Source organism: Actinoallomurus oryzae, from assembly GCF_039541955.1.
In the GTDB taxonomy this organism is placed as follows: domain Bacteria; phylum Actinomycetota; class Actinomycetes; order Streptosporangiales; family Streptosporangiaceae; genus Actinoallomurus; species Actinoallomurus oryzae.
Map to the genome: position 1 here is coordinate 542,406 of NZ_BAABHF010000009.1, position 25,535 is coordinate 567,940.

16 protein-coding genes and 1 pseudogene are annotated in these 25,535 nt (G+C 63.7%); 12 read left to right on the top strand and 5 right to left on the bottom strand.

Annotated features, from left to right (window positions below; genetic code table 11):
- The first annotated feature begins 38 nt into the window (after positions 1–38).
- Positions 39–803, top strand: a complete 765-nt coding sequence (locus ABEA10_RS04385) for a suppressor of fused domain protein (RefSeq protein WP_345457769.1) — start codon at positions 39–41, stop codon at positions 801–803.
- A 410-nt stretch (positions 804–1,213) separates the two neighbouring features.
- Here ABEA10_RS04385 and ABEA10_RS04390 read toward each other — a convergent pair whose 3' ends face one another.
- The 3 genes from ABEA10_RS04390 to ABEA10_RS04400 form a co-directional block, all read right to left on the bottom strand.
- Positions 1,214–1,609: a hypothetical protein gene (locus ABEA10_RS04390; protein ID WP_345457772.1), complete on the bottom strand. Its 396-nt coding sequence runs from the start codon at positions 1,607–1,609 to the stop codon at positions 1,214–1,216.
- A gap of 171 nt (positions 1,610–1,780) precedes the next feature.
- The gene (locus ABEA10_RS04395) at positions 1,781–2,851 is read right to left on the bottom strand and encodes a serine/threonine-protein kinase (RefSeq protein ID WP_345457775.1); all 1,071 of its coding nucleotides are present in this window, start codon (positions 2,849–2,851) and stop codon (positions 1,781–1,783) included.
- Positions 2,852–3,017: 166 nt separating this feature from the next.
- The gene (locus ABEA10_RS04400) at positions 3,018–3,182 is read right to left on the bottom strand and encodes a hypothetical protein (RefSeq protein ID WP_345457778.1); all 165 of its coding nucleotides are present in this window, start codon (positions 3,180–3,182) and stop codon (positions 3,018–3,020) included.
- Positions 3,183–3,539: 357 nt separating this feature from the next.
- Between ABEA10_RS04400 and ABEA10_RS04405 the strand changes: the two genes are divergently transcribed.
- Positions 3,540–3,977, top strand: a complete 438-nt coding sequence (locus ABEA10_RS04405; RefSeq protein WP_345457781.1) for a hypothetical protein — start codon at positions 3,540–3,542, stop codon at positions 3,975–3,977.
- A gap of 459 nt (positions 3,978–4,436) precedes the next feature.
- On the opposite strand, the gene ABEA10_RS04410 is transcribed toward ABEA10_RS04405, so the two are convergent.
- Positions 4,437–5,132: an HAD family hydrolase gene (locus ABEA10_RS04410; protein ID WP_345457784.1), complete on the bottom strand. Its 696-nt coding sequence runs from the start codon at positions 5,130–5,132 to the stop codon at positions 4,437–4,439.
- A gap of 239 nt (positions 5,133–5,371) precedes the next feature.
- Here ABEA10_RS04410 and ABEA10_RS50985 point away from each other — a divergent pair.
- A pseudogene (locus ABEA10_RS50985) lies at positions 5,372–5,521 on the top strand (IS5/IS1182 family transposase); the annotation flags it as partial.
- 69 nt (positions 5,522–5,590) lie between these two features.
- On the opposite strand, the gene ABEA10_RS04420 reads toward ABEA10_RS50985, so the two are convergent.
- Positions 5,591–5,974, bottom strand: coding sequence for an alpha/beta fold hydrolase (locus ABEA10_RS04420; protein ID WP_345457787.1), 384 nt, complete (start codon positions 5,972–5,974; stop codon positions 5,591–5,593).
- Between the two features lie 1,289 nt (positions 5,975–7,263).
- Here ABEA10_RS04420 and ABEA10_RS04425 point away from each other — a divergent pair.
- The 9 genes from ABEA10_RS04425 (at position 7,264) to dpdD (ending at position 25,323) form a co-directional block, all read left to right on the top strand.
- Positions 7,264–7,575 carry an integrase core domain-containing protein gene (locus ABEA10_RS04425; protein WP_345457790.1) on the top strand — a complete coding sequence of 104 codons (312 nt, stop codon included), beginning with the start codon at positions 7,264–7,266 and terminating at the stop codon, positions 7,573–7,575.
- A gap of 107 nt (positions 7,576–7,682) precedes the next feature.
- The gene (gene dpdE, locus ABEA10_RS04430; protein WP_345457793.1) at positions 7,683–11,084 is read left to right on the top strand and encodes a protein DpdE; all 3,402 of its coding nucleotides are present in this window, start codon (positions 7,683–7,685) and stop codon (positions 11,082–11,084) included.
- Positions 11,084–13,678 (top strand): protein DpdF, encoded by a 2,595-nt coding sequence (gene dpdF / locus ABEA10_RS04435; RefSeq protein ID WP_345457796.1) that lies wholly within the window; start codon positions 11,084–11,086, stop codon positions 13,676–13,678. The genes dpdE and dpdF overlap by 1 nt, the downstream gene beginning before the upstream one ends.
- The gene (gene dpdG / locus ABEA10_RS04440; RefSeq protein ID WP_345457799.1) at positions 13,678–14,544 is read left to right on the top strand and encodes a protein DpdG; all 867 of its coding nucleotides are present in this window, start codon (positions 13,678–13,680) and stop codon (positions 14,542–14,544) included. The genes dpdF and dpdG overlap by 1 nt, the downstream gene beginning before the upstream one ends.
- Entirely contained in the window at positions 14,537–17,602 is a 3,066-nt protein-coding gene (gene dpdH / locus ABEA10_RS04445) for a protein DpdH (protein ID WP_345457803.1), read from the top strand. Before dpdG ends, dpdH begins: the two co-directional genes overlap by 8 nt.
- Positions 17,599–18,282 carry a hypothetical protein gene (locus tag ABEA10_RS04450; RefSeq protein ID WP_345457806.1) on the top strand — a complete coding sequence of 228 codons (684 nt, stop codon included), beginning with the start codon at positions 17,599–17,601 and terminating at the stop codon, positions 18,280–18,282. The genes dpdH and ABEA10_RS04450 overlap by 4 nt, the downstream gene beginning before the upstream one ends.
- A gap of 72 nt (positions 18,283–18,354) precedes the next feature.
- Positions 18,355–22,767, top strand: a complete 4,413-nt coding sequence (dpdJ, locus tag ABEA10_RS04455; protein ID WP_345457809.1) for a protein DpdJ — start codon at positions 18,355–18,357, stop codon at positions 22,765–22,767.
- Entirely contained in the window at positions 22,764–23,291 is a 528-nt protein-coding gene (dpdK, locus tag ABEA10_RS04460) for a phospholipase D-like domain-containing protein DpdK (RefSeq protein ID WP_345457812.1), read from the top strand. The genes dpdJ and dpdK overlap by 4 nt, the downstream gene beginning before the upstream one ends.
- Entirely contained in the window at positions 23,281–25,323 is a 2,043-nt protein-coding gene (dpdD, locus tag ABEA10_RS04465; protein ID WP_345457815.1) for a protein DpdD, read from the top strand. Before dpdK ends, dpdD begins: the two co-directional genes overlap by 11 nt.
- Positions 25,324–25,535: the final 212 nt, after the last annotated feature.

Below are 25,535 nucleotides of genomic sequence, written 5' to 3' on the forward strand. Positions count from 1 at the left end.
CGTGTATTGGAATGGATCTTGGGCCGTAGGGTGTGGACATGCCGCTGAGCAGCCTCGCCCTCTCGTCCGGTCGCTCGATTGAGCTCTCCGAGCCGCGGCTGTCCTCGACCTACGGTGGGATGCTGGAGGGGTATCCGTGTAAGCCCGTCAACGACATGAAGACCCGCAGCCTTCTCCGGATCGCACGAGCTCTAGCTAGGTTTCCACGGGGCGAGCATGTTCGGGAAGATCGGTGTGTGCCCAGCCGTGTGGAGAGCTACCTTGCTCACTTGGACCGTCTCAGCGGCGGTGTCGAGCCGCGATTCCTACCCGTCGCCTCGACCAAGGAGAACCTCAAGGGCGTGACGGTCATCGCCTACCAGGACATGCCCGAGGATCTGACGACCGCTCTCACCTACGGTCTGTCGCTGGCCGAGCATCCCGACTGGAAGTTCGGTCGCCCGGAGCTGTGTCTCAGCGTGCGATCCAAAGACGACCGTTGGGCGTGGGCCGTCGGGTATCTCGCCGAAGACCTTCGCGGATCCTGTCCATTCAGCTACGGCAACACCATCGACTTCGGAGAACGAGTGTCCCCGGAATCGGACATGACGGCATTCGTCGTCTTCGCCCCAGCCGTTGCCGATCGAACCGACTGCCGCATCGACGTCAGCCCTCCCGGCCACGAGGGACACGACATCATCCACCTCGCCGGCCTGTACCCGATCCACGGGACCGAGCGGCAGTACATCGACGAACACGGCCTTCAGCCATTCTGGGAACTCGACTGGGACGCTTACGACGTCGCTAGACGCCCCGTCGTCTAAGACCGCAACGGCACGCAAGGAAACGCCGACCGTTCCGACGGATCACGTATCGGGCAGTAGCCGCCCCTGACAGCACCGCACCGTCTCGCGAAGGTTGGGCCCCAACACGGCGGGCAAGATCTTGGGCAACCCCGTTGATGGACACGTTTGGTCACCGTCTTCAGGTTGGTCGTAGACCACGCCGTCCTCGATCTCCTTTGGACCCGTGAAGCCACCCTCCGCGATGAGGAACGCGAACTGCTTACGGCCCTCCCGCCTCACAACCTCCCGCGGCTCCGTACGTCGCCCCATGCGACGAGTATGCGACCACTCCGCCAAGTGGTGCATCCGACAGATTGGCAACATCGGTTGCTCGCCGATCGAGACGGCGTTGATTTGTCGGAGAAGGAAACAGGAGCTAGGAGACCGACTCAGTCGGTGGGGTTCACCAGCGTGGCGATCGTGTTCGGGGGCGGCTCGCGGGTGACGCCGTACCAATAGAAGGCTTCAAGGCTGTGCTCGCTGCCGTGCTCCAGGCGCTTGGCGACCTTGCCGTGGGGGTATCCCACGAGCCCGTTGGCCAGTTCAAGACGCGCATGGTTCTGTTCCGTACAGTAGGTCCAGCGTCCTCCGCTGCTGCGGAGCATGAGTTCACCGAGATATGCCCCCACGCCCAGGGCCACACTTTCTTTGACCTCCCTCGGGGGAAGGCCGGCGATGAATTCGTCACAGTACTTGTCGAGCTGATCGACGTGTTCCGGGTTCCAGTCGAAGACGTAACCGTCCGCTCGTGTCTTCTCGACGAAGGTGTCCGCCAGTCGCTGCATGAAGGCGGCTGTCTCGGCGTCCGTGGGGACCGGTGATGCGCTGCGACCCTGCCGCTTACGTCGTCTCAACATACGTCCACCCTCGATATGGAACTTTTAGCAAGGTGCTCAGAGTAATGGCCCTGCTCACTAACGCCCCACCTTCTGGTTGAGTTCCCAACCTGCGATACATCAAGACCTCGATGTGAGCTGTGAAAGGCCGGAACGTAGCTGTGCCGTTGTTGGCCTGTCCTTTGGATCTTTCGCGAGCAAGCTGATGAGCAGCTGACCCAGTGGAGATCCTGCGCGTTGCGGGGTACGTGGTGGGTCGGTCAGGACGGCGGCCATTACCGCTGTCGGGCTCGGTCCACCGAACGCGGGCCGCCCTTCAGCAGCGTAGAAGAGCGTGGCTCCAAGTCCCCACAGGTCGATGGCGGGTGAGCTCTCCAGCCCTCGGATCTGCTCTGGGGCCATGTAGGCCGGGGTACCGATGATGGCGCCCGCTTCGGTGAGCGTTGGGTCACTCTCGAACCTGGCAATGCCGAAGTCGGCGAGTTTTATCGATCCGTCTCCCCGTACAAGGACATTCGCGGGCTTAACGTCGCGATGAATGATTCCGAGTTCATGCGCTTCGGTCAGCACATCGAGCATGTCAAGGCCGATTTCGGCAACCCGTGCGTGAGGCAGCGGCCCCTCGCGCTCCACGGTCTTGGCCAGCGTCACTGCTTTGACCAGTTCCATCACGATGAGCACCGAGTCCTGATCCAGGAGGACATCGTGAACGGTCACGGCATTCCTGTGGTCGAGTTGCGCGGCGGCCCGCGCCTCGCGGAGCATGCGAGCTCGCATGGCTCCTCTCGCGTCGGCAGAGAGCCCAACGGGCGGGAGGAGCTGTTTGATCGCCACTTGCCGACCCAGCACCGTGTCCCTCGCGCGCCAGACCACACCCATGCCGCCACGGCCGAGTTCTTCCAACGGCGTGAACCGGCCCGCCGACAAAGTGATGGCCCCAGGTCCGTGCCCGCTCCCGGGCAGAGGCGGTGTCGAGTGAGGCCGCGCAGCGGCGGCTATCGGAGCCGTCATCGACTGAACCGCAACCCTGGGATGCTGCGCTACCCGCCGGCGTTGTTTTTGACTCCGTCGGATCGCGGCCCGCCACAGGATGAAAACGACGACTAGAATCGCAGCCGGGATGATAGTAGAGGCAATGAAGGGCTCAGACGGTCCTGCCTGCATGGCTAAGAACCCTCCCAGGCCCGGCATAATTTAGAGGACATTATCAAAGGTCATGGCCTGTGTTGGGTGATCCCCAGTGTCCTCCTTGAGGCTCCTGCTCTCGCCGCGCATCACCGAGGCTCCCTGCGTACATCGGGTCCCGACCGAGGATGGCGGGTCGGTCTATCTGAACCTATGGCCGACCCGGCCGCGCTCAGCAGCGGACTTCGGTTTCTGGCGGCTTAGCGTGGAAAGCACCCTCAAGGCGCGTAGCCGGTTGGTCTGCGGTGCACATCACGGTGATCTCCTGGCGCGCGACCAGCAGGATGCGCAGCGCTTCTCGCTCCCCGTCGGCGCGTGGGGCCGCGAGCTGGTCCATCTCGAGATCGTGCGCCCGGGTGGCTCCCGGGGGCCGCGCACCGACGACGGCTTTAGCGATCCTGCCGCGTGGCGGTATCCGTCTTCGAAGCCTGTACTACGTGGGCGACAATGACGGGCAAGCGCCTTGGCGAGGACGCGCATAGTACGCGGGGCGACTACGACGCTGACCTGCTGGTGACCTCGTTCATCCCCAATCCCGTGACCACCTTCACCCCGGCGCCCGGCCCCTGCGATCCCCGAGGCGGAGGCTCCCGCCGGAGGCGCGATCACGTCGGCGGGAGGCCGACCGTCTGCATCGGGCGTCGCGGATGACGTCGCGGATGACATGGCCCGGGATGGCAGGCAGGATGCGGCGGTGAGCATCATCGTCGAGTTCTTTGTCGCGCCGGATGACGTGGCGGCGGCCGGTGTGTTGGATGCCGGACCGGAGGGTGTCTTCGAGTCGGTGCCGTTCGGCAACTTCGTCGCCGGTACGGCTGTGATCGAGTGGGAGAGCATTCTGACCGGCCGTGGCTTCGCCGAGCTTGTCGCGCTCGGTATGCCGCGCATCGTCGCCGATGCAGGGGACGGGAGCTCCTGCCTGGTCTTCGCGTTCTCTCCTGCTCTTCGTGTCGGGTTGGCCGCGGCCGATGATGCCCGGCTCGATGGTGTTGTTTCAGAGTGGGTTCGGCGGGATGCCGGCGACGGCGGTGCCTTCGACCCGGAGATGGCGCGGCTCATCCTCGATGACGTCGCCGGATTGGCACGGCTGGCCATCCAGGAGGGTCACGAGGTGTACTGCTGGATGGCATGACGGCCAGCGCCGGTACATGGTCGGAGGAAGGCGATCGTGGGCCAGGCCGCCCGATCGGCACGGCGGGAAGGCTCCGGCCCGTCGCTTCATCGTGGCGCACCGCGACGTGGACCGCGTCGGCTGGCTTACGGAAATCCGGCGGTGGATCAACGAATGGCAGTGCCGGCGCTTGAGCGGACTCGTATCCATCGTGCCCCGGACTCTGAGGGCTCCGGCCGCGGCTCGCCGCGTTTTGAGCTGCGGCCGGAGGCCGGATAACGCCACATTCGATCCCCGCGGGAATGGATCGCCCGCTGACCAGCTGGAACAGGATCCCAAGCGCGCGTACGCCCTTCGTCTGGGGCACGGATTCGGCACAGCCACCTCGCCAGAGCCGTCCAGGCGCCCCCGCTTTGCCGTTACTCCCGAACACCCAGGCCGGGTACGGATGACGACATGCGCCGGACCCGGCTGGGCGCTTCAACGAATGCGCTGATGCCAATCCGCCAGAAGCGGTGTCACGGCCCGTAGGTCCCCGCCGTCCACCGTCGTCGAGGCCCTGTCACGTGCCTGCTGGTCCGCGTTGAAGGCGACACTGAGGCCGACTTCGTCGAACAGCGGCAGGTCCGACCGGCTGTCGCCGATGGCGGCGCACTGGGACGGGCCGAAGCCGAGGTTCTCCGCGTAGCGCAGCGCGAAGTCGCGTTTATCGAACTCATCGAAGGTGGCCCGAACTCGGCCGGTGAAGGACCCGTTGAGAATTTCCAGCTCAGGTCCGCAGTAGGCGGCGAACCCGAACCTTTTCCCGAGATGCTTTCCGATCGGCTGCCAGGCCAGGGTGGCCAGTACCGGCAGCAGACGATGCGCACGGCACCACTGGACCGTCTCCGCGATTCCGTCGACGAGCGGCAGTTGAGTCAGCCAGTCGTCGATCTCCCGTTCGGTACGGTCCGCCCATGCGAGGGCGTCCACCGCCGCGATCTCGGGGTTGGTCAATTGACCAGCCGCGTAGGCTGCCTCGGCCTTAGCCATCTCCTCCTCCGTGCCCAGATATCGGGCTACGTGGACAGCGGAGCCGGGGGCCGGTACGAGGGTGCCGTCAATGTCGACGAAGACTATGCCGGCCCATGCCGATGGGTCGGAAACAACCTTCCGCCCGTCACGGTTTTCCCTCACAACCCGCTCCTTCTCGCCGTGCGGACAACTCTGCCGAAGGGTGCCGCAACGCCGCTCCGAATCTGCCGCCTCACAATTTCATACCGTGTGAGCAGGGACCGGCCACGGTGATCAAACTGGTAGGACGCCCGTCCGCCGAGACGCTGTTGGACTGCGTGGGGATCTTGGCGGGGGCCTTGCTGCGATGGCTGCCGGCGGCAGTCGGACAGCGGGAGGAGGCCCTGCCGGCGTCGGTGACCAACCGCTCCCACGCCAAGTTCCGTGGCCCCGGCGAACGAGCGAACGCGCAACTCAAGACATGGAAGACCCTGACCAAGCTCCGCTGCTGCCCCCCACCGGGCCGGTCACCTCGGCAAGCCATCCACGTCCTGCACAACCGCGAAGCCAGTGAAAAGGCTCCGTATACCTCATGGAGGAGTTGGCGTGCGGTCTTCTCTGCCCGTCGGCAACAGGCGTCCTCATCCCTTCACTTCGCGCGTGACTGGCCAAGCGGAGGTGATCACAATCACCTCTAAGGCTGCGTGCACGCGAGTCAAGCCCACCAATAGCCCTGCACCCGTAACGCCATTTTCTTGGATTCGGATAGCTCTCGCAAGCCGTGTTTCAGATCCGCAGACCCCCGTATAGTCGAGCACGACGAGGACGACCGGCTGGTCCGGTAGGACGGCGTCGAACCAGGCATCCAGGTACCTGGCGTGGTCGGTGAAGCGGTACTGCCCGTCCGAGGCAGGTCCGGACCGGCCCATGCCAACGAGATCAGGCGCGAGGCATCGCCGCTGGCCGGCGAGGTAGGGGATCACGTTGCGCCACAGGTAGGACCATGTCGGGTTGCCGTGCAGCAAGACTCACGGGTCGCCCTCGCCGACGTCCACGTAGCTCATCTCCGTGCTGCAGACAGCGACGCGCTCCCGATGATGATGATCGCTTGCGTTCACGTCCATGGCAGTCCCCGTTGTTCTCATGTCCCGCCGACGGCGGTCAAATCCTCATATATCCCTGTACATCCGCCCTATCAACACTCACAAACGCCAGCCTGGCCGTCCGTTCGCCCTACCTTCTTCGTCGGTTGCTCGGACCGTCGTAGGGCTCGAACGCCCCTGGGTACCGGAGGTGGCTGTGAGCCGTCTGCAGTGTGTATGGCCGTGCTGGCGGCCTCGCGTTCTGCTGGTGGGCATGAGAAGTAGTGACACCGAGCAGTCCCGAATGTCGAAAAGGGCGCCTACTCCAATGATCGGAGTAGGCCCTTGACCTGCACAGCCGGAGGGATTCAAACCCCTACCTGCTGATCCGTAGCCGACGGCCGCGCACGCCCGGGTACACCTCGACCATGGGTTGACGGTGGTTGGTGGCTGAGATCGTGTGGCCTCGCTTGTCACCGTTGTCGTCAACGCTGTCGTCAGGGAGGTCGCAGCAACCAGCGTTGTTAGCGTTCCCGTTAGCAAGATGCTTTACAGTCCACCCCCCGTTCATGGCTATCCGCCACGGCCACTGACTGCCAGTCGCTCGCTACGCTGAGGTGCTAACGCTTCTGCTTCCGCTTCGCGTTCTCCGATTGTTCTTGGTGGCGTTCGGTGGCAGCTTGGCGCTCGGATGGAGTCGGCTCTGTAGGTCCGAAGCGGGCCGCAGGTACCTCACGGTAGCTGTGAACTCGGTGTCGAGCGGCCCGATGTGTCCGTCGTAGTAGGCCCGACGAGATCCCGAGTCGATTCGTCGTGCAGGAAGCTGATACTTCTTTGCGCGCAGGTAGTCTTGGATCTTCTTCTCGGCGGCATCTGGATCCTCCCTCGCTGGGCGAGTGACCCAGACAAACGACTAGTCTTCGGCTGGGTCGACACTGGCCGTGAGGGGCACGGCGAGGCTGCGGCCCATACCATTCGGCGACGGGTTGCTGAGCGCACCTGGGAGGGCTGGTGTACGTGGCGTTCGTGATGGACGCCTTCTCCCGCCGGATCGTGGGCTAGCAACTGGCCGACCGCCTACGTACCGATCTGCTCCTGGACGCCCTGGAGATGGGCTGTGGCAACGGCGGCGCGAGGGACGTCCGCGGGCCGACCGCCTGATTCACCACAGCGACAACGGCTGCCAGTACACCAGTTCCCGGTACGTCGCCCGCCTAGCCGACGTCAACGTCATGGCGTCGGTCGGTTCGGTCGCCAACTTCTATGACAACGCCGTGGCCAGAGCCTTGAACGGCACCTTCAAGGCCGAACTGATTCACCGGCAGACATGGCGCACCCGTGACCAGGTCGAATACTCCATCGTCGAATGGATCGGCTGGTACAACCACCGCCGTCTGCACTCCACTATCGGTGACGTACCACCTGCCGAATACGAAGCCAACCACTACCGTTCCATCAACACCCCGCGCCAACCGATGCCAGGTAACCCGGACCTCACCAAACCCAGTACGGCTCACCAGCCGAAAGAGCGACAGAGCCATTAACTGGACGCACCCTGGGGTGTCACTGCATCCGCTCTTTACAGACGGCGCATCCTCAAGGGTTCAACGACCTAGAGAACTTGTGATCAAATGGTAGAAGATGTGCTGCTATGGCGCCGGGGGGCGCTGCGCCCTGGGGAAGGGCGATCTGCACAACAGGTGGGGGCAAGATCGTGAAGCAGGGCCACGCGAGCAGCGCAAGACAACTTGGTGCCTTCGTCCGGATACCGGGGGGTCCGGGGATCGGCAAGGTCGGGGAGGCGGATGCGGGGCGCGTCCGCGTTGACTACTTTGAGTCGCCGGCCGCGACGATCGCACAGTCGCAGTGGGTGGCGGAGCACCTGGTTCGCCGTGTCCTCCTGAAGCGCGAGGAGCGCATCTGGTGGAAGAGCCCGGATGGTCTATGGAACGCAGGTCGAGTGATACAGGCAGAGCCCGCCCAGCGTTCCTACATCGTGCGGTTCCCCAATGTGGACTACGACCTACCTGTTCGCGAGGAACATCTCTACGTGCGGTGGGATCGCCCTGTGTTGGACCCCACAGCGGATCTGACAGTCCGCGGCGGCAGTACAACGCCGTACCGGGACGCAAGGCTCCCTATCCTTAAAAACCTCGTCCGGCAGCGTGGCGCCTGCGCTGGCATGAGCACGTTCCTGTCGTCGACGGTGGAGATTTTTCCGCACCAGGTGAACGCCGCGCTCACGGTCCTTTCCGACCCGGTCCAGCGGTACCTCCTGGCCGATGAGGTCGGCCTCGGGAAGACGATTGAGGCCGGATACGTCGTGCGTCAGATCCTCATCGACAATCCCGAGGCGTGCGTGGTGGTGGTCTCGCCGGCCGCTCTTCGCCGACAGTGGCTATCCGAACTCAGGGACAAGTTCCACATCGGGGACTTCCCTAATGCAACGATCGTCGTCATCAGTCACGAGAATCCCGAGAAGTGGGCTAGCTACAGGCAGGCTGACCTCGTCGTCGTGGACGAGGCTCACGCACTGGTGCAGGTAGGTCCGGATGAGACGCCTTACAAGGAGTTGCGCGAACTCGCGCACTCGGCCCAGCGGCTGCTGCTGCTGTCCGCCACCCCCGTGACGTCCGGATACCTGACGAACCTCGGTCTGCTTCACCTGCTCGACAAAGAACTCTACTCGTGGGAGCGGCGCCAGGACTTCGAGGACCGTTACCGCATGCGCGAGGATCTGGCCAACTCGGTCTACTCCCTGAACCCGGAGTACACGTATGTCATCCGGGACTCCATCGAGGAGATCCGAGCACAGGTTCCCTCCAGTGATGTCCGTCTGGCTCGGCTCGCGGATGAGGTCCTCAGCTTGCTCGACGAGGAGGACGAGCTGATCAACCCCGATGCGCAAGATGAGTTCGCCCGTCGGGTCATTGAGCTGCGCGCTCACATCAGTGAGACGTACCGGATCCACCGCCGAGTGATTCGTAACCGGCGTGAGGCGGTGCTACGAGAGGGCAGCGGCCCGGACGCCGAGGCACTCCCCTATGAAGTACGCGGCCGCCGGCGACCTGAACTCATCCATTCGCCCTCGGCGATCGTAGAGGCCGGGGATGCATTCGTGATGCGCTGGTGGAGCAAGGTGCGCGAGCACCTGGAGAACGAGGGCATGACCATCCAGCTCTCGCGGTTCGCCATGCCCTTGGCGATTCTCACCTCGCGGGCACCCGCGCTTCCCTACGACACCATCGATGCTCTCCGGTGGCGGGTACAGGGCGACGCCGATGCTGGCGAACGTGCCGGGCTCTCACCGCGGGAGAGGGAACTGCTCCTCGGCGTGCCGGTGGTTGCATGTGAGAAGACCGTGCTGGCTGAGGCCGAGAAAGACTGGCCTGCGGGGGCCGAGCCGAGCGAGGAGAACCTGAAGCACGTCATCCGGGCGCTTCTTCCCGTGATGCGCAAGGCAAAGCGCGCCGTCGTCTTCTGCGGACCCGGCCGGCTGGCTGACGCGCTCGCAGGCAGGTTGCGCCGTGACTTCCCGAAGGTAGTGACCGCCCAGCACACGCGTACGCTCGGCGCGGCCAAGGCGGCAACCGAAATCTCTCGGTGGGCCGCCCCCATGCCCGGGCAAGCGGTGCTCCTGGCCGACGACACGGCCGAAGACGGCCTGAACCTGCAGGCAGCCGACTGCGTCGTCCATCTGAGGCTTCCCTGGTCACCCAACCAACTGGAACAGCGTCTGGGCCGCGTCGACCGCTACCCGGGCCCGGCTTTGCCTGGAGCCGCTGGTCCCGCGCCCCAGTTGCGGCTGGCCGAGGAACACGGCCCCGACGGCTCCTTCGCTGAGGCATGGGCCACCCTGCTCAGGGATGCCTACAAGGTCTTCGACGGTTCCGTCTCTACCCTCCAGAACGCCATAACCCAGTCGCTCATGAGTGTATGGACCGGGGCAGTTGAGGACGGACCGGAAGGGCTGGTGGCGCAGCAGCAGGACGTGCTTGCCCGGCTCGGCAAGGAACGCGACGAGATCCGCAAGATGGACCTCTTGGAATCCATCCACGTGTCGTCGCAGCGTTTGCGCAGCGTTCCGGCCGCGCTGACTGATATCGAGCGTGACTGGTCCGAGACAGAAGAGGCGCTCCTGGCTTATACGGACGCCGCTGGAGGGGGGATCAAGCTGCCTTCCCTCGTTCGTTCCATCGAAGGATCCCCGGCGCGGCGCTTTCTGATCAACAACGGTTCGAGCCGTCCGCTTCTTGCTCCCCGCCACTGGGAACGGATCAAGACTCGTATCCCGAACGATGAGATCGCTCATGCGATGTTCAACCGGTCGCGTGCGCTGCGCAGTCGGGACGCACGGCTGTTCCGCGTCGGCAATCCCCTGGTGGACATGCTGTCCGATGCCGTCCTCAATGACAGTCTCGGACAGAGTGCCGCCTTCCGGCGTATCGACCGGGGGATGCCGCCGGGGCACGAACCGCAGCCGTATTTCGGATTCGACTTCCTCATCCAGGCGGACACCTCTGCCGCGCTGAAGCACGTCCAAGGCAGCGCGGACGCGGCAAGGGCTTTGCGCCGCCAGGCGGATCGGATCTTCCCTCCTGTCATCAGGCGCGTCTGGATCGAGGCGGGCACGAACGAGCCCGTGACCGTCGAGGGCCAGTTGGCCTTTTTGAATCGTCGCTACAACAAGAGCAAGGGTGACCGAAACTACAACAGCCAGCGCGTCTCGGAGCTGTTTGAGGTGTTCGGAGGCCAGGAGCATGCGGCCACGTACGTCCGTGACGCACAGCAGGCAGCACTGAGGTTCCTGCACCAACGTACGGATCTCGCGGCAGCTTGCCAGAACGCCCAGCAGAAGGCGCTGGAGGTTTCCGCCATTTTGCACTCGCAGGCCCAGGCTCGGCAGGCAGCTGGCCGACTGCTGCGCGACACCGAAAGCCTGATCACCGATGCGAAGGTGCTGACTTCGCTCGCCGAGGGGCTGTCGCAGCCGGTTGTCCGGGTCGTGGCGGCTGCCTGCCTGGTCCGCCGCGGATTGGAACTGGCCTACTGATGTCTGACGACGCATGGGTAAGCGCTCAGCACCTTCTCAACCAATGGCCCGAGGTGAAGCCGGACATACTGGCCAAAGGCGTTCTACGCCGTCTGGCAGATGCCCTGAGTGGGATAGACAACGGCAGCACTGGCTGGCTGGACATCGTCTCGCTGACTCGACAACTGCTGTTGCACCACCAGGCACTGGGACGGACAGGCCGGTTGTCGGTGCCGTTGCGAGAGGGTCTGCCCACCGTCGATCAGTGGCGAGCGGGCGGTTGCGACGTGGTGGTCGACGGGAGCCGCGCGCTGGTGCGGGGCCAGGAGTGGGCTCCCGGCGAGGGTGACAAACCTGCGCACGAGGCAGGTCTTGCGCAGGTCCGTGAAGCGGTCCTGGGCAAGGACTCCGGTCTGGCCCGGGTTCTGCAAGCTGCGCCGGCCGATCCATTTTGGACAGACGTCCTCGGCTACGAGCACTACCTTTCCAAAGGGCAGCGTCAAGCAGCTCGCGCGGTAGCCCTTATGCCGCCGGGTGAGACCCTCCTGGTCTGCCTGCCTACCGGCCACGGCAAGACACCGGTGGCGCTCACTGGGGCCATGCTGGCCAACCGACGCAGCGGCGTGTCCGTGATGGTTGTGCCCACCGTGGTCTTGGCTATCGACATGGAGCGGCGTGTCCGTGAGTTGCTGAGCAGGCGTGATCCCGGCGCTCTTCACAAGCGGTACGCCTATTTCGGGGAGTTGAGCGAGGCCGACAAGGAGCAAATGCGATCGGATATCTCAGTGGGACGGCAGGGACTGGTGATCGCTTCGCCGGAAGCCGTGGTCGCCGGCCTGAGCAAAGCCCTGCGCGACGCCGCTCAGGACGGGCACCTGAACTACGTCATCCTGGACGAGGCGCACCTCGTCGAACAGTGGGGCAACGAGTTCCGTTCAGGGTTTCAGAGTCTCGCCGCCCCGCACCGGGCTTGGCGCGAGATCGCACCCCAAGGGCGTGCCCCCAGGACGGTCGCGATGAGTGCCACGCTCACCGAGCAACAGGTCACAACGCTGCGTGACCTGTTCGGTTCCGGCGAAAGCACCCGCGTGGTCTGGTCCTCCGAACTGCGCAGCGAACCTGCCTACTTCTTGGATGCCTTCGACTCGGAAGAGGCGCGCGCCCAAGCAGTGCTCCTGGCTGTTGCACGCCTCCCGAAACCGATGGTGCTGTATGCGACCCAGAAGAAGCGCGCCACCGAGTGGGTCCATGCTCTGCGCGCTGCAGGGATGCAGCGCGTCACCGTCGTGCACGGAGACATCAACGACGCGGGGCGTCGTCGCGCGCTTGAGGGCTGGTCGGGCCGCACGAGCCATGGTGCTGTCGCGACCGAGTACGACGTCGTCGTCGGCACCTCCGCCTTCGGGTTGGGCGTCGATCTCGACGACGTCCGCAGTGTCGTACACGCCTGCGTGCCCGAGACGGTGGACCGCTACTACCAGGAGGTCGGACGAGGCGGCCGCGACGGCAGTCCCTCGATCGCCTACCTGGCGTCGGCCCCTGCCGACCAGACCACAGCCCAGTCCCTGAACGAGCAGAAGATCCTCATGGCGGACACGGCGTGGGAACGGTGGCGGGCGATGTTCACCAAGGGGCATCACCTGCACGGGAACCGCTACTTGCTCGACTTGACCGTGCGGCCACCGCGGATGTCCGTTGGGTACGCCACGCACAAGGACTGGAACGTTCGCCTGCTCAACATGATGGATCGCATCGGCCTGATCCGGGTGTTCCCTCCCACACCGCCGATGCATGAGCCCGGCGAAGATGCCGTGGCCTGGCAGGCGCTGATCACAGAGTTCTACGAAACCGCCCGGGACCGGATCGAGATCGAATTGGTGGATGGGCAGACCAACAATCCAGAGCACTTCCGTGTCGCCTACGAGCGCATTCGCTCGAGTGCCAAGGATGCCCAGCGCAACTCTCTGCGCGCGATGTTGACGGTCTTGGGTCACAAGCGGTGCATTGCTGACACCCTGGCCGAGTACTACTCGATCGCGGGAAGCAGCGGTGGGCGCCACTACACCATGGCATCCTGCCGTGGCTGTCCTGCGTGTCGGCGTCAGGGACTTCCGCTTGAAGGAGCGGCGTTTCACTATCGCGGGCCGCTCTCGCCGGATCCGGCCGCTGTTGAGTGGCCCCTGTCCGACAGTCCTCTGGCCCACCTGCACCCCCAGACCTCTCACCTCAGCATCTACTGGCATGACCCTGCGCAGCGCAGAGAGAACTTGCTGCCTGTGCTGGTGAAGCTGGCACGGTCGGGTGTCTCTCATTTCGCCGGCCCCGGCCTTGGCGCGGAACTGGCCCGGCAGATGCAGGAACAGGCACCAGGTCATCCGGTGCTCGTCGATCATGACAGCAGCCTTATGAGCAGTGGCACCCCGGCCACCGTCGCCTGGGTTGCCGATGAGGCGACATCGCTCCTCGAAGAAGAAGTCCGGTACCGGCTTGAGGACGGGGACCCTGTCTACCTCCTGCTCCCCCGGCAGGTAGAGGACCCGACCAGGCCTGGGGTCCCCTTCGTGACCACCCACCCGTCGTTGAACATCGAGCACGCGAGAAGCGAGTTCAGGTAATGGCATTGCTCAACACGCCCGTACCGTATCCCGGCGAAATCTGGGCCGTCGTGCGCTTCCTGGCCTCGCGGTCCGGGCCTGTGGCCTACGACACGCTCCGTACCTTCCTCGAGCCCGACAGCCGCGAATCGAAGAAGCTCACCACAGTCCACTACGCCCTCACCACCCTGCGATCACTAGGGCTCGCCGAGAAAAGCGGCGACAGTCAAGAGTGGGCCTTGGCGGGTGACCTTACAGCGCTTTCTTGGGACGACTATGCGGCCTTCCAACGCGCCCTGCGGTCCGCCGTGCTGGGCCTGCGCGGGCATCAACCGGCCGAGACCGCCGATGACCTGCGGCGGGCTCTGGTCTGGAGCCTGACCCGCGATCCGTTCTCGGAGTCCTTCAATTGGACCGTGGTGGACAGTCGGCACCAAAGGGACGCACCTGACGGAGAGTTGGTCTTTGTGAACGACACTCGATGGTCGCCGTTCATGGCGTGGGCGACCTCCCTCGGCTTGGGAGCCCCGGCACCGCACATCGCCCAACGGTACATTCCGGACTGCACGCGGGCCGTGCAACAGGTGTTGGAAGAGCATCTGCCGCCAGGGGCTCCTGCTGATGCTCTGGATGTCCTGCGCCTGCTACGCGAACACCTTCCCGTCCTTCCGGGTGGAGCCATCTCCAACAATTTGGGTTATGGGCTTGCAGACGACCGGACTGCCGGCGCGGCACTTTCCTTCGCTCTGATGCGAGGCAAGTACGAGAAATGGCTCGTATTGAGCAGCGACTCGGACGCGAAGCAACCGATCAAAGTGCAGGACCCCGAGCAGTCGTCCATGCGCCTTTGCTCCTCCATCGCCCGACAGGAGGCCGCCCATGTCTGACTTCCATCGTTACGTCTGCTGGGACGTGGAGAAGGTCATTTCCACGATCCAGACGGAGGCGGTTGTCGCCTCACCTGGTGTCTTCCTCTCCACACACACGCGGCTGGGTATTCAGCGTTGCCGGATTAATGGCCGGTCGTTCAGCAGCACGGGTGAGAGCGTTACTGAAGAGGATGTCCGGAACGACTTCCTAAGCCGACGCACGAACACCGGGACGCTGCTGCTGCCGGTGGTTGGTGAATCAGGATCCGGGAAATCCCATCTGGTGCGCTGGGTCAAAGAGAAGATCAAGCACTCCGATGACCGAAAGATCATCTACCTCGAGAAGTCTAAAACGAGTCTGCGGCATGTGATCGACTCCCTCCTCGACGGAGTTGAAGACGAAGAGATCGAACAGATCCGCAAGGACATCCGGCAGGTCACCGGGACCTTCACCGCCGCCTCGTTGGCGCGCCGTCTCATTACCCAGTTGAGTGTCACTCTAGCCGACCTCGGCAAGGACGCGGTCTCCGGGAAGAAACGGCAACTCGTCGGGCCACGAGGCATCTCCCTGCTCCTGCAGGATCCGCTTCTGCAGGGACAGATGTTGGAGCCCGACAACTTCATTCCCCGGTTCGCCGAGCATTTCCTCAGCGATCGGGAGACCGGCGAGGAACGCCCTCCACGTTTTTCTTTGGACGACCTCCCCTTGAGCCCGGACGCCATCACCGGCGACATGGCGGCTCCTACGCGACAAATCTTCGGCATGCTAATGTCCAGACCTGAACTACAGGTGCTGGCTGTTGAGTTGCTCAACGCGCACTGGGACAAGGCCGTCCAGGAACTATCGTCGCTGGGAGGCGGTCGCCTCCTGGGAGCGATGCAGAAAGTACGTGAGATCTACGCCCGCCAGGGCAAGGAGATCGTCCTCCTGGTAGAGGACTTCGCCCTCATCCAAGGTGTCCAGGGAGACCTGCTCGACGCGATCACCGAGACGTCGGAGCGGTACGGGAAAACAGCTCTCGCACCCATGCGGACCCTCATGGCGATCACGAGCGGGTATTTCCACGACCTTCCGGAAACCGCAGCCACCAGGATCAGCACATCTACCGGAGGATTTGTCTACAACCTGAACATCGTCCTAGGAGAAGGCAAGACGGGGACAGAGGAGATCGTCACTTTTGTCGCGAAGTACCTCAACGCCGCACGAGTGGGGCGTGACGCACTGGAGCGTGCTGGCGACGACTCGATCCCCAACAAGTGCGACGACTGCACCATAAAGGGCCTGTGTCACAGTTCTTTCGGTGCATCGGCCGACGGGTTCGGCCTCTACCCCTTCAATCGGGCGGCTCTGATGCGTGTCGTTCACAGCGTGGCTCCGCAGGAAAACCCCTACGCATTCGTCCCGCGCACCGTTCTGGGCAGCGGAGTCATCCCGATCCTCAACGATGCTTATAGGTCGATCGGGAAGGGCGAGTTCCCGAGCGCCTTTTTCCAGGAGAACTACAAGGCCGTCAGGGGCGTCGACAAAGCACTGCCCAACAGCGTCAGCGAAGACGTCGATGCACGTGACCCCCTGAACGCCAAGCGCCGACGCAAGGCGCTGGAGTTCTGGGCTGATGCCCCCGCCCAGTTGGTGAACCTGCCGCAGGGCATCGGCGAGGCATTCTCTCTGCCGGAGTTGGACGTAGACGGGCGAGGTGCCGGTCCCGTCGGCTCCCTGCCCGCGGGAGAGACGTCTAAGCCCGCGATCACTCTCGTCGATGCGCCGCAGGCACCTCCCGTTCCCCCCGCTCTCCAGCGCAAACTCCAAGTAGTGGAAGACTGGGCGGCTAGCGGATCCCGCCTCACCACCGAGGTGGCAAACATCGTCCGCACCATGGTCTCCCGATCGGTTCATTACAGGGAGGATTGGCTCACGCCTCCCATGAAGCCGATCGGAGTCGGCGATGCGGAAGCGGCTGGCTGGACTGTCAAAGCCAGCACAGTCTCGATCGAGGACGCCAGTGCCGAGGCGCTCAACAAGAGCGCAGCGATCGTCCTGGAGCGCAATCCCTCAAACGGTGAGTTCTTCAAGAGCCTGGTACGGGTTCACGCCCAGGATGCCGACGGGATGCGGCCTCAAGACGTGGTCAGACTCGCCAGCACTGCCGAGACGTACCGAACGGCCCTGCGTGAACGGGTCGCACTCAATGCTGAACACTCCGATGAGGACCTGGTCGCTGGACTGCGCGTATCTCTGCTCGGGGCTGCCCTTGCCGGGCAGGTTGTGCCGGGTATGCCGATCGATGCCCTCTATGCCGCCGCCTTCGACAAGGGGCAGGCGTGGGCTCGACCGGATAGCTCATCGCGCACTGAGACGTGGATGAAGCGGCTTGAGGCGCACCTGCAGCATCGCGCCGGTCTTGTGGAAGCCCTGCTGAGTTCTCTGGGGCTCGGCCAGGGTGCCACGGGGGCCGTCCACGTCCTTGACGCGGCACGTGCCGTTGCCCTCGTGAGGAAGGCTGCGCAGAAGTGGGACTTGTCGAGCGTCGAACTGCCGAAATGGGCCAAGGAGGCCGCACTTCCCCTTCGCTCCGGATGGGATGTTACGGTACGCGGTCAACTGCAAGAGTTGACCACGCTGGTCCACGAGATTCGAGAACATTTCCCCAAGTCGAGCGGCCCCGGTGACCGTCTCATCCTGCAAGTGTCCACGGCATTGCAGATGGCCAACGCCCAAGGCATCACTGGACCCCAGGGACCCGAACTGGAGGCGCGGGCTGCAGCCGTCGCAGAAGCCGACTGGAATACGGTGTCCGTGCTGGAGAAAGAACTGTCCCGTGTCACCGATAGCCTCCAAGACCAGTCGGCCGAGAGCCTCCTGGTTATAGTTGCCGCGCCACGGTCACCGCATCTGCGGGAGATGCACGACTACCTGAAGACCGCCGACGCCTTGCTTGACACGGCCCTCGCGGCAGCGCGGATGCAGACCCAGAATGCGGTCAGCGATGCCGCGGACCAGTTGGCAGGCCTGCTCGCGGAGTGGCAGCAGGCCGTAGATGACGCCACATCATCCCAGACGGAGGCAGGCATATGAGCAACGTGACGGTTCTGGAGAAGGCGCAGGAGTTGCAGAACACGGCCCGCAGCATCGCTGAAAGCCAAAAGGAGCGAGACGACCAGGAGCGGGTGCTCCGCCGTATCGATGAGGTGCGGACAGCGTTGCAGGCAGCGATGGTGCAGCAGCGGACCGCGGTGCTGCTGCACGAGCGCACCGGCCAGGCTCTTGATGTCTCCGGGTTCGACACCGCACGAGCCAAGCTCGCATCGAAGTCGCGCGGTGGTCTGCCCGGAGACCGGGCTTTCGTTGATGCCAGACGCGCCTTGGAGGCGTTCACCAGCGAGTTGAATACCTCTATCAGGCAGTTCTGGAAGACGTGGGCCACCGCACGGATTCATGAGATCTCTCCTGCTCGTTTCGCCACCCTCGGCCCCGATGAGCGACGGGAGGCGAGTGAGCTCTATGAGTCGATGAAGGCCAAGGCAAACCGGCCCAAGGTCGACAGCGAAAGCATCCTGACATTTTGCAACAGGCGTGACACGCTTTTGGCACTCCTTCGGCATGCGCCGACCGATACACCAGAAAATCTCCTCGAACTCATCAACCGGCTTGATGCAGGCGGAGTCACTCTCCGAGAGCTCACGAACGCGGACATCGCGCTGCTGCGAGAGTACGACCAGGACCGCTGGTACACCATCACTCGGAAGGCGAACTGACAACCTGTGGCATCAACGACACGGCGCCGCGCTATTTTGGGGAAGGCACTCACTGCCCTGGAGGAGCGGGAGTTGCCCCTTCTTGAGTGGGGCGTCACCGACGGCGCGCTCTCCGAAGAAGAGGTTGCTGACGCTCTGTGGTCGGTACTCGACAAGGACGAGGACGCGGCGTCCCTGTTCTCTGATGCCGACCAGTTGAAGGCGGTGCTACTAAACCAGCAACTTCTCTTCTATGTTCCCTTCGGCGGAGCCGGACGATACCGGACAAGGTTCGCCGAGGGGATTCGTCTGACTGCCTCCCTGCGGCAGATCTTCGGCCCTTGGCCTGGAACAGCACTGCAGGCTGACTGGTGGGAGAGAGGCAAGCCTCTGGTCGCCGACTACCGCCTGCACGTATCCGAGCGCCGCTATCCGACGCGCAACATCCCCGCCGCACAGGCGATCGCCGAGATGGAAGCGATACCGGGGTGGACCGAGAGGCATTCCGTGGTCGCCGGGGTGCTGATCGGTTCGTACGCACTCTCACGCTTCCAGGTCGACGCAGCCAAGGCAGTCATCAACTCCTTGGCTAACGGGGGTTCGCGTGGCGTCGTGGTCGGTGCCGGCACGGGTAGCGGCAAGACCCTCGCGTTCTACCTTCCGGCCTTCGCCGCGATGGCCAACCACAAGGGCGTGGGGGTGCATACTCTCGCGCTGTATCCGCGCATCGAACTGCTGCGCGACCAGTTGCGTGAAGCGATCAAAAACGCCCTTGAACTACGGCGGCGAGGCCTTCCCAGTCCCCGGATCGGCGTGCTCTACGGGCGTACGCCGCATCGAGGCGACGATGTAACGCACGGAACCTATGAGTGGGCCGTACAGGGAGAGGCCCGTGTCTGTCCCTATCTAACCTGTCCGACCGGGGACGGCGGCGCCATGCTCTGGCCCGAGAACGACAGGGTTCGCAACGTTGAGATGCTGCGGTGCTCTGTGTGTCAGGAGGAGATACCTGACGATGTGATGGCTCTCACCCGAGAGTCAATTAAGAGGGTTCCGCCCAAGCTGCTTTTCACCACAACGGAGATGCTTAACCGCAACAGCACTGGGTCGAAGTTGAGCAGGACTCTCGGCTGGACGGGGTACGGTCCCCGCGTCGTCCTGCTCGACGAGGTGCACACGTACTCCGATTCCACAGGTGCCCAAACAGCCCTGCTGCTGCGCCGCTGGCGCCACGCACGCCGTGACCCCGTCGCCTTCGTCGGGCTCAGCGCCACCCTGCGTCAGGCCGACCGCTTCATGGCGGAACTCGTCGGACTACCCGCGGAAGACGTTACCCTCATCGAGCCGCACAGCAGGGACATGGAATCGGAGGGCCGCGAGTACCACCTCGCGCTGCGCGGTGATCCTTTGTCGGGCACGAGCCTTTTGTCTACCACAATCCAGACGGCGATGCTCCATGGACGCCTGCTCGACAGGAATAGGCCGGCAGGAACGACGCTGCACGGCACCAAGGGATTCCTCTTCACCGACGATCTAGACGTCACCAACCGCCTGTATGACGACCTGCGAGATGCGGAGGGTGGGCAGTACGGGAAAAACCGTAGAAAGCGGGGTGCCGCGATTTTGGCGGCCCTACGTTCCATGGACTTGCCGGCGGAAGAGGAGCGTTACCTCGCGGGCCAGTCCTGGAACCTCCCGGAGTTGATCGGGCACAACCTCAGTTCCGATCTCAGCCAGCGTCCTTTGAGGATCGGCCGGACCTCATCCCAGGATGCAGGCGTCGACACGGACGCCGACCTTATCGTCGCGACGGCCTCTCTCGAAGTCGGTTTCAACGATCCCGACGTCGGCCTGGTAGTCCAGCACAAGGCACCTCGCGATCCAGCTTCCTTCCTGCAGCGCCGGGGCCGGGCCGGACGTGAGAGGGGCACGCGCCCGCTCACGATCGTTGCACTGTCCGACTTCGGGCGAGACCGGCTGGCCTACCAGGGCTACGTGTCCCTCTTCGCTCCCGAGGTAACTCCTCGCACCCTGCCTGTGAACAACCGCCACATCATTAAGATCCAAGGCGCTCAAGCTTTCATTGATTGGCTCGGCAGCCGACTGCGTTACCGGCGCCTTTGGGCCAGCGCCCGAACGCTGGCGACAGGAAACACCTGCCCCGACTATGACGATGAGCAGTTGCCCGCCGCCCGGCGCGCGATCATTGAGGACCTGGAGAAACTCCTCGACGGGGACGACACCCTCCTGCGTTCTCTGGCCGAACATCTACGAGGGGCGCTGCGCCTGAGCCCCGACGAAGTGCAGGCCCTGCTGTGGGAGCAGCCCCGGTCTTTGCTGTTGGCAGTCGCTCCGACCCTTTTGCGACGTCTTAGTGTCGGCGCGTCGCCAATCCATCAGGATCCTGGCACGGACGACCGACGGGCTTTTCTGCCCGAGTTCGTCACGACCTCGCTCTTTGCTCCGCTGAATCTTCCGGAGGTGAGCTTTGTTCTTCCCTTCGCCACGTCCGACGATGAGGACAGGCTTCCCGTCGGCCGCGCACTGCGTGAAGCTGTGCCCGGGCGTGTCAGCCGCCGCTTCGGGTATCGCGATGATCGCCACCGTACGTGGCTGGAGGTTCCCACCGGGGTCGATGATGCAGTGATCGATTTGGGTAAGATTCTCGACTCGGCGGAGCGGCAGGGCCGTTGGTACACCGGCCGCGCGGATGTGAAGACGGTCGAGGTCACTCGCCCGCGACGCATCAACCTTGCGCAGCCAGACCAGGAGATCGCGACTTCCTCACAAGGTATCCCCTTGTGGGCAACCCAATTCGTGGACAACCCTGCGGGTCCTCCGGTTGCAGCGGACGTACCCAAGGTGCCTGAGTGGCGTGATCGGGTGCTGTCCGTCGGGTTCGCCGCTCACGCCTCAGGCAACCCAACCGAGGTGCGACGGATGACCTATGGCGCTGTGGCTGAAGTGATCACGGGCAGGCCGGGGAAGCGGCACAAGGTGCAAGTCAGCTACGCTCTCGAAGGAGCGAGGGCAGCCATGGGCTTCACCTCATCCGTCGACGCTGTCCGGATTCAGGTCAAGGCCCTGGATCCCTGTGCGCCGGGCGTGGTGGAGCATTTGAACTCTCCCCAGTGGCGTTCGAAGGCCTTTATGAACACCGTCCTGGAGGACCAGCGGATCGCTGAGGCAACTAACTCGTTCCAGCGCGGATGGTTGTCCTTGGTCTATCTCTCCGCGTTCGCGCTCGAGGGACTGGAGGGCACCAAGCCCGAGACGATTCACGCGGGACTGTCGCAGGGTGCCTGGCGGGACAGCATCACGAAGGTCATCCCGCTGCTGTATAGGCAGGATCCCTCTGCCTCGCCTACGGACGCCGGCAGTCCTACCGACCGCGTCATCAGCGATCTGCAGGAACTCAGCCAAACCCCCGATGTCGTAGCCGTACTGGACGACGCCGGCTCACTGCTGTTCGGCGAGAACCTCCAGGTCCGCACGGCCGGCCTCGCCCGTCGCGCCTACCGGGACACCTTGGCCGCCGCGATCCTGGAGGCAGTGACCCGAGCCTGTCCCGACGCACGCGAGCAGGACCTGATGCTCGACGTGGTACCGGGTGCCGGCTCGACGCCAGATCACATCTGGATCAGCGAGACGTCCGAGGGCGGGCTCGGCGTGATCGAGAAGTTGGCGGAGACCTACGGGCGCGATCCTGCCCGCTTCTGGAGCCTGGTGAGCGCGGCCCTGCGTCCCAACAGCTTCGAACAGACCGACATACGGCTCACGAATCTGCTTCGTCATGTAGTGGAGGCCGAACCAAACGGCGAGTTGGCCCAGGCGATGAGCGAGATGCGGGCTGCGACGTCGGCTCAGGACAGCCAAGACGCACTGCAGCGCATACGGTCCGCCTGGAGCGAACTGGATGGTGCGCCGCGGCACGGTGATGTCGCGTCCCTCGCGATGCGCTTGCTTCGCCGCGGCTCCGACAGCCTGACCGACACGACGGCCCTTGCCCTGGTGCAGGCTTGGGATCAGTTGGAAGAAGCAACCGGGATCGAGCTCGACTCCCGGGTAATCGCCTACGCCGTGGGCGCGTCCAAGATCCAATTGCCTCGCAAGACCAGCCCGGACCAGGCCTTCAGCATCCTGTGGCCCCGGGGAGACCAGGCACGGAACTACCATCTGGACTCCTACCAGCCATACCGCGCGGTAGACAACCCGCGGATCTTGGATCGGCTTCTGGCAGCCGCCGTGCACACGCAGGCATGGCCGCGCCTGGATGCCACGACGCCAGATTGGCACACCAGGTATGTCCAGGCACTTTCGTCGCACCCTGCAGCCGAAGTGGTCGTTCCTCTGGACAGGCCCGATCTGCTGCGCCGTGTGCTGCTGAACATCCCCGCCCTGCGAGTGGACCGTGGAAATCTCAAACTGTTCGGCGAGGTAACCCAGGTGTACAGGGACAGCCGCAAGGTCGTCGTGAAGGCCGTCATCAAGGAGTCCGAGCAGTGATTGTCCCTCCTCGTACGCTCCGCACCAATGCGCGCAGCGCCCTGCGTGCGGACTCACTAATTCGGACGGCACTGCTGGCTCAATTGTCGGCGCCCGGCGGTGAAGTTTGGCTGGTGTCTGCATGGGTCAGTGATGTGGACCTGGTCGACAACGCTGATGGCTCCTTCGACTACCTTTTGGGCGAAGATCCCCCCCTGCAGTGCCGGCTGTCCGACCTGCTGCTGATGCTGGCGAACAGCGGCACCGCCGTGCGCGTGGTGACACAGGACGCTCCTGCGAACGCACTTTTCCTGGAACGCCTCACCTTGGGCCGTGACGAGACCACGGATCTCGAGGTGTTCCTGGATCAGGTAATTCACGAGAAAAGCCTGGTGGGTCCGGGCTGGATGCTCGAGGGCTCCATGAACTTCACGCGCAACGGCCTTGCCCGAAACAAGGAGAAGATCACCTATTCGTTGGATGAATCCGCTGCGGCACAGGCAATAGTGGACTATCAGCATGAATGGACGGCACGTGGCGTCTGAAGAAGAAGTAGCGGAACAGGCCGGCGGTACACAGGAGTTCGTGGACCACTTTCTTCATCCGGACCGCAACGACGCTGGTAAGTACCCGCGCGGCATCACGCTGCTTCGGAACGCGGCCATCCATTATCGTAAGTCGCCCATGGTGCTGCCTTGGCTGAATGAGAACACTCAGCGCATGGCCTACTACGTGATTCCTCGCCAGCGCAAGCAGTTCCATTCTGTTCGCGACCTTCTCGTTGCGTTTGTCGGTCCCTCGTTTGCGAAGTACGGCTACGACACACCTGCCATGCTCGACAGGCCGCATGAGTCTGCGATTCTTGAGCGCTATGGGGCAGGAAGCACCTTCGTTGTCCAGGCGACGACCGACACCGATGAGAGGAAGCGCCTGAGGACTGCGCTGGAACGCATGGTGAAGGTGGTGGAGCGGAGTCCCACACGGTCATGGTCCGCACCCAAACCTTTGGGGCGTCTTCTGGCGGATTTCGAGGCAGCCCTCCTCGGCGGTGCACCAGAGACTGCCAAGACTCTTCTCCAGCAGATCGACCGCCAGGGCGGCCTCTCACCGACCAATGTTAAACACCTGGAGATCAGGCTTCTGGCCGCGCAGGGAAGGGCGAACGAGGTCCTAGTACTGCGCGGGCTGCGAGAAGTGCTGCTTCAGGACCCGCCGGTTCCGGTGAAGGATATGGTGCTGTCGGCTCTCTTCACGGCGTACATCGAACCTGCGCTTGCTGAAGGTGACCCGGCTCGCGCCGTAGACGCGCTGAAGGCGCCTGACAGCTATTTCTCGTTGCTGGCAGACGGAGACCTGCTGGCCCTCAGCGAGCAGGCGGTCACGGTACTGCTCGTCGGTATGCACGGACGAGGTGATGGGGCGGAACTCTCCCGCAGCATCGCACTGCTCGACGCCGAAGGTCGCGGGGACACCGTCCCTGAGGCGCTGGCCTCGTATCGCCGCCAGTCGGTGCATGCGGACGCCGTGACAGCAGAGTTGGCTGAACGCGAGTCGGTAGCCACCACGGAGCCCGAGCCCGAAGAGACGACCGGCAAAGCGGCGCTCAACACATGGACAGAAATAGTCAAGGCTGTCGCCCAGGGCGACAGGGCTGCCTTCGATCTTTGTCGCAGAATGGATGTCCGCCGAAGCGATGTCCCTATCCAGGTGGAGGCAGTATCCGACGCAGAGATGGCAGGCGTCTTCGCTGACCTCACCGACCCCGAGTACGAAGCCGTGTGGCAATACGCGCTCGGGCCGTTCCTGCAGGAACTCACCCGCTCAGAGGCCTTCTATCCGCAGACACTGACCACGGTCATGCGAAGCATCGTGAACCAGCGTTGCGACCCTGCGAACCTTGCTGTCTTGGACCTCCTTCTGGAACTGTTCCTCCGTACCGCTCCGAACGCTCAGGAGTACACCGAATTCCTGGAACATATGAGCGTCGGCTTCGACCAGTGGGTGGCACCGGAGACCGCCGGACAAGCCCTCGACTTTGTGGACCGACTGGCGGCCTTTGCTTCACCGGCGCCAGAGGCCCGCATTCAGACGGCCCAGATGCTATTGACTCCCCTCCGCGTCCATGCGCGACGGCTCGATGAGGCATATCTCTCCACGGCCCACTCCCTCAGTGATGAGCTTGGCCTGAGCCTGGGATGGCCAGAACCGACCTCATCGGAAAGTGCCGATAATGAGCCCCTTGTAGGAGCGGTGCAGATCCTCGTTTATGGCTTGGATAAAGGTGTACTCCAGCGCGTCCAAGAGCGCGTGGTCCAACGGTTCCCCCAGGTTAAGGTGGTGCTCTCGGCAGAGAAGGTCGCATCTCGGCGCCTAAAAGACGCAGCACGCAACTCAGCCTTCAGTGTGATGATCACGCAGTGCGCCGCGCACGCGGCGACCAACTGCATTGGACAGTATGCCAAAGAAGTCGTGTATCCGCGGGGTGCAGGTTCGGCATCGGTAGCTCACGCAGTTATCAACGCTTTGTACGACTTGGCAGTTCGGCAGCAGGAACTTTCTACACGGCGACCACGGTAAGATCTCGAGGCAGCCTTGAAAGATACCGTCGGTGAAACAGAAATCAAAGCCAATTCAAGGTCGTGCAAGTAAAGACGATTCGCGTTAATCCCAAATAGGCGGCTTGCAGCGATGTCAACCACCACGGACAAGGATGGTCCGTCCGCCACCGTCCACGGACAAATCACGTACGGACGACCAGGGAGGATGGTGCCTTGGGGTCCGCGAAGCGC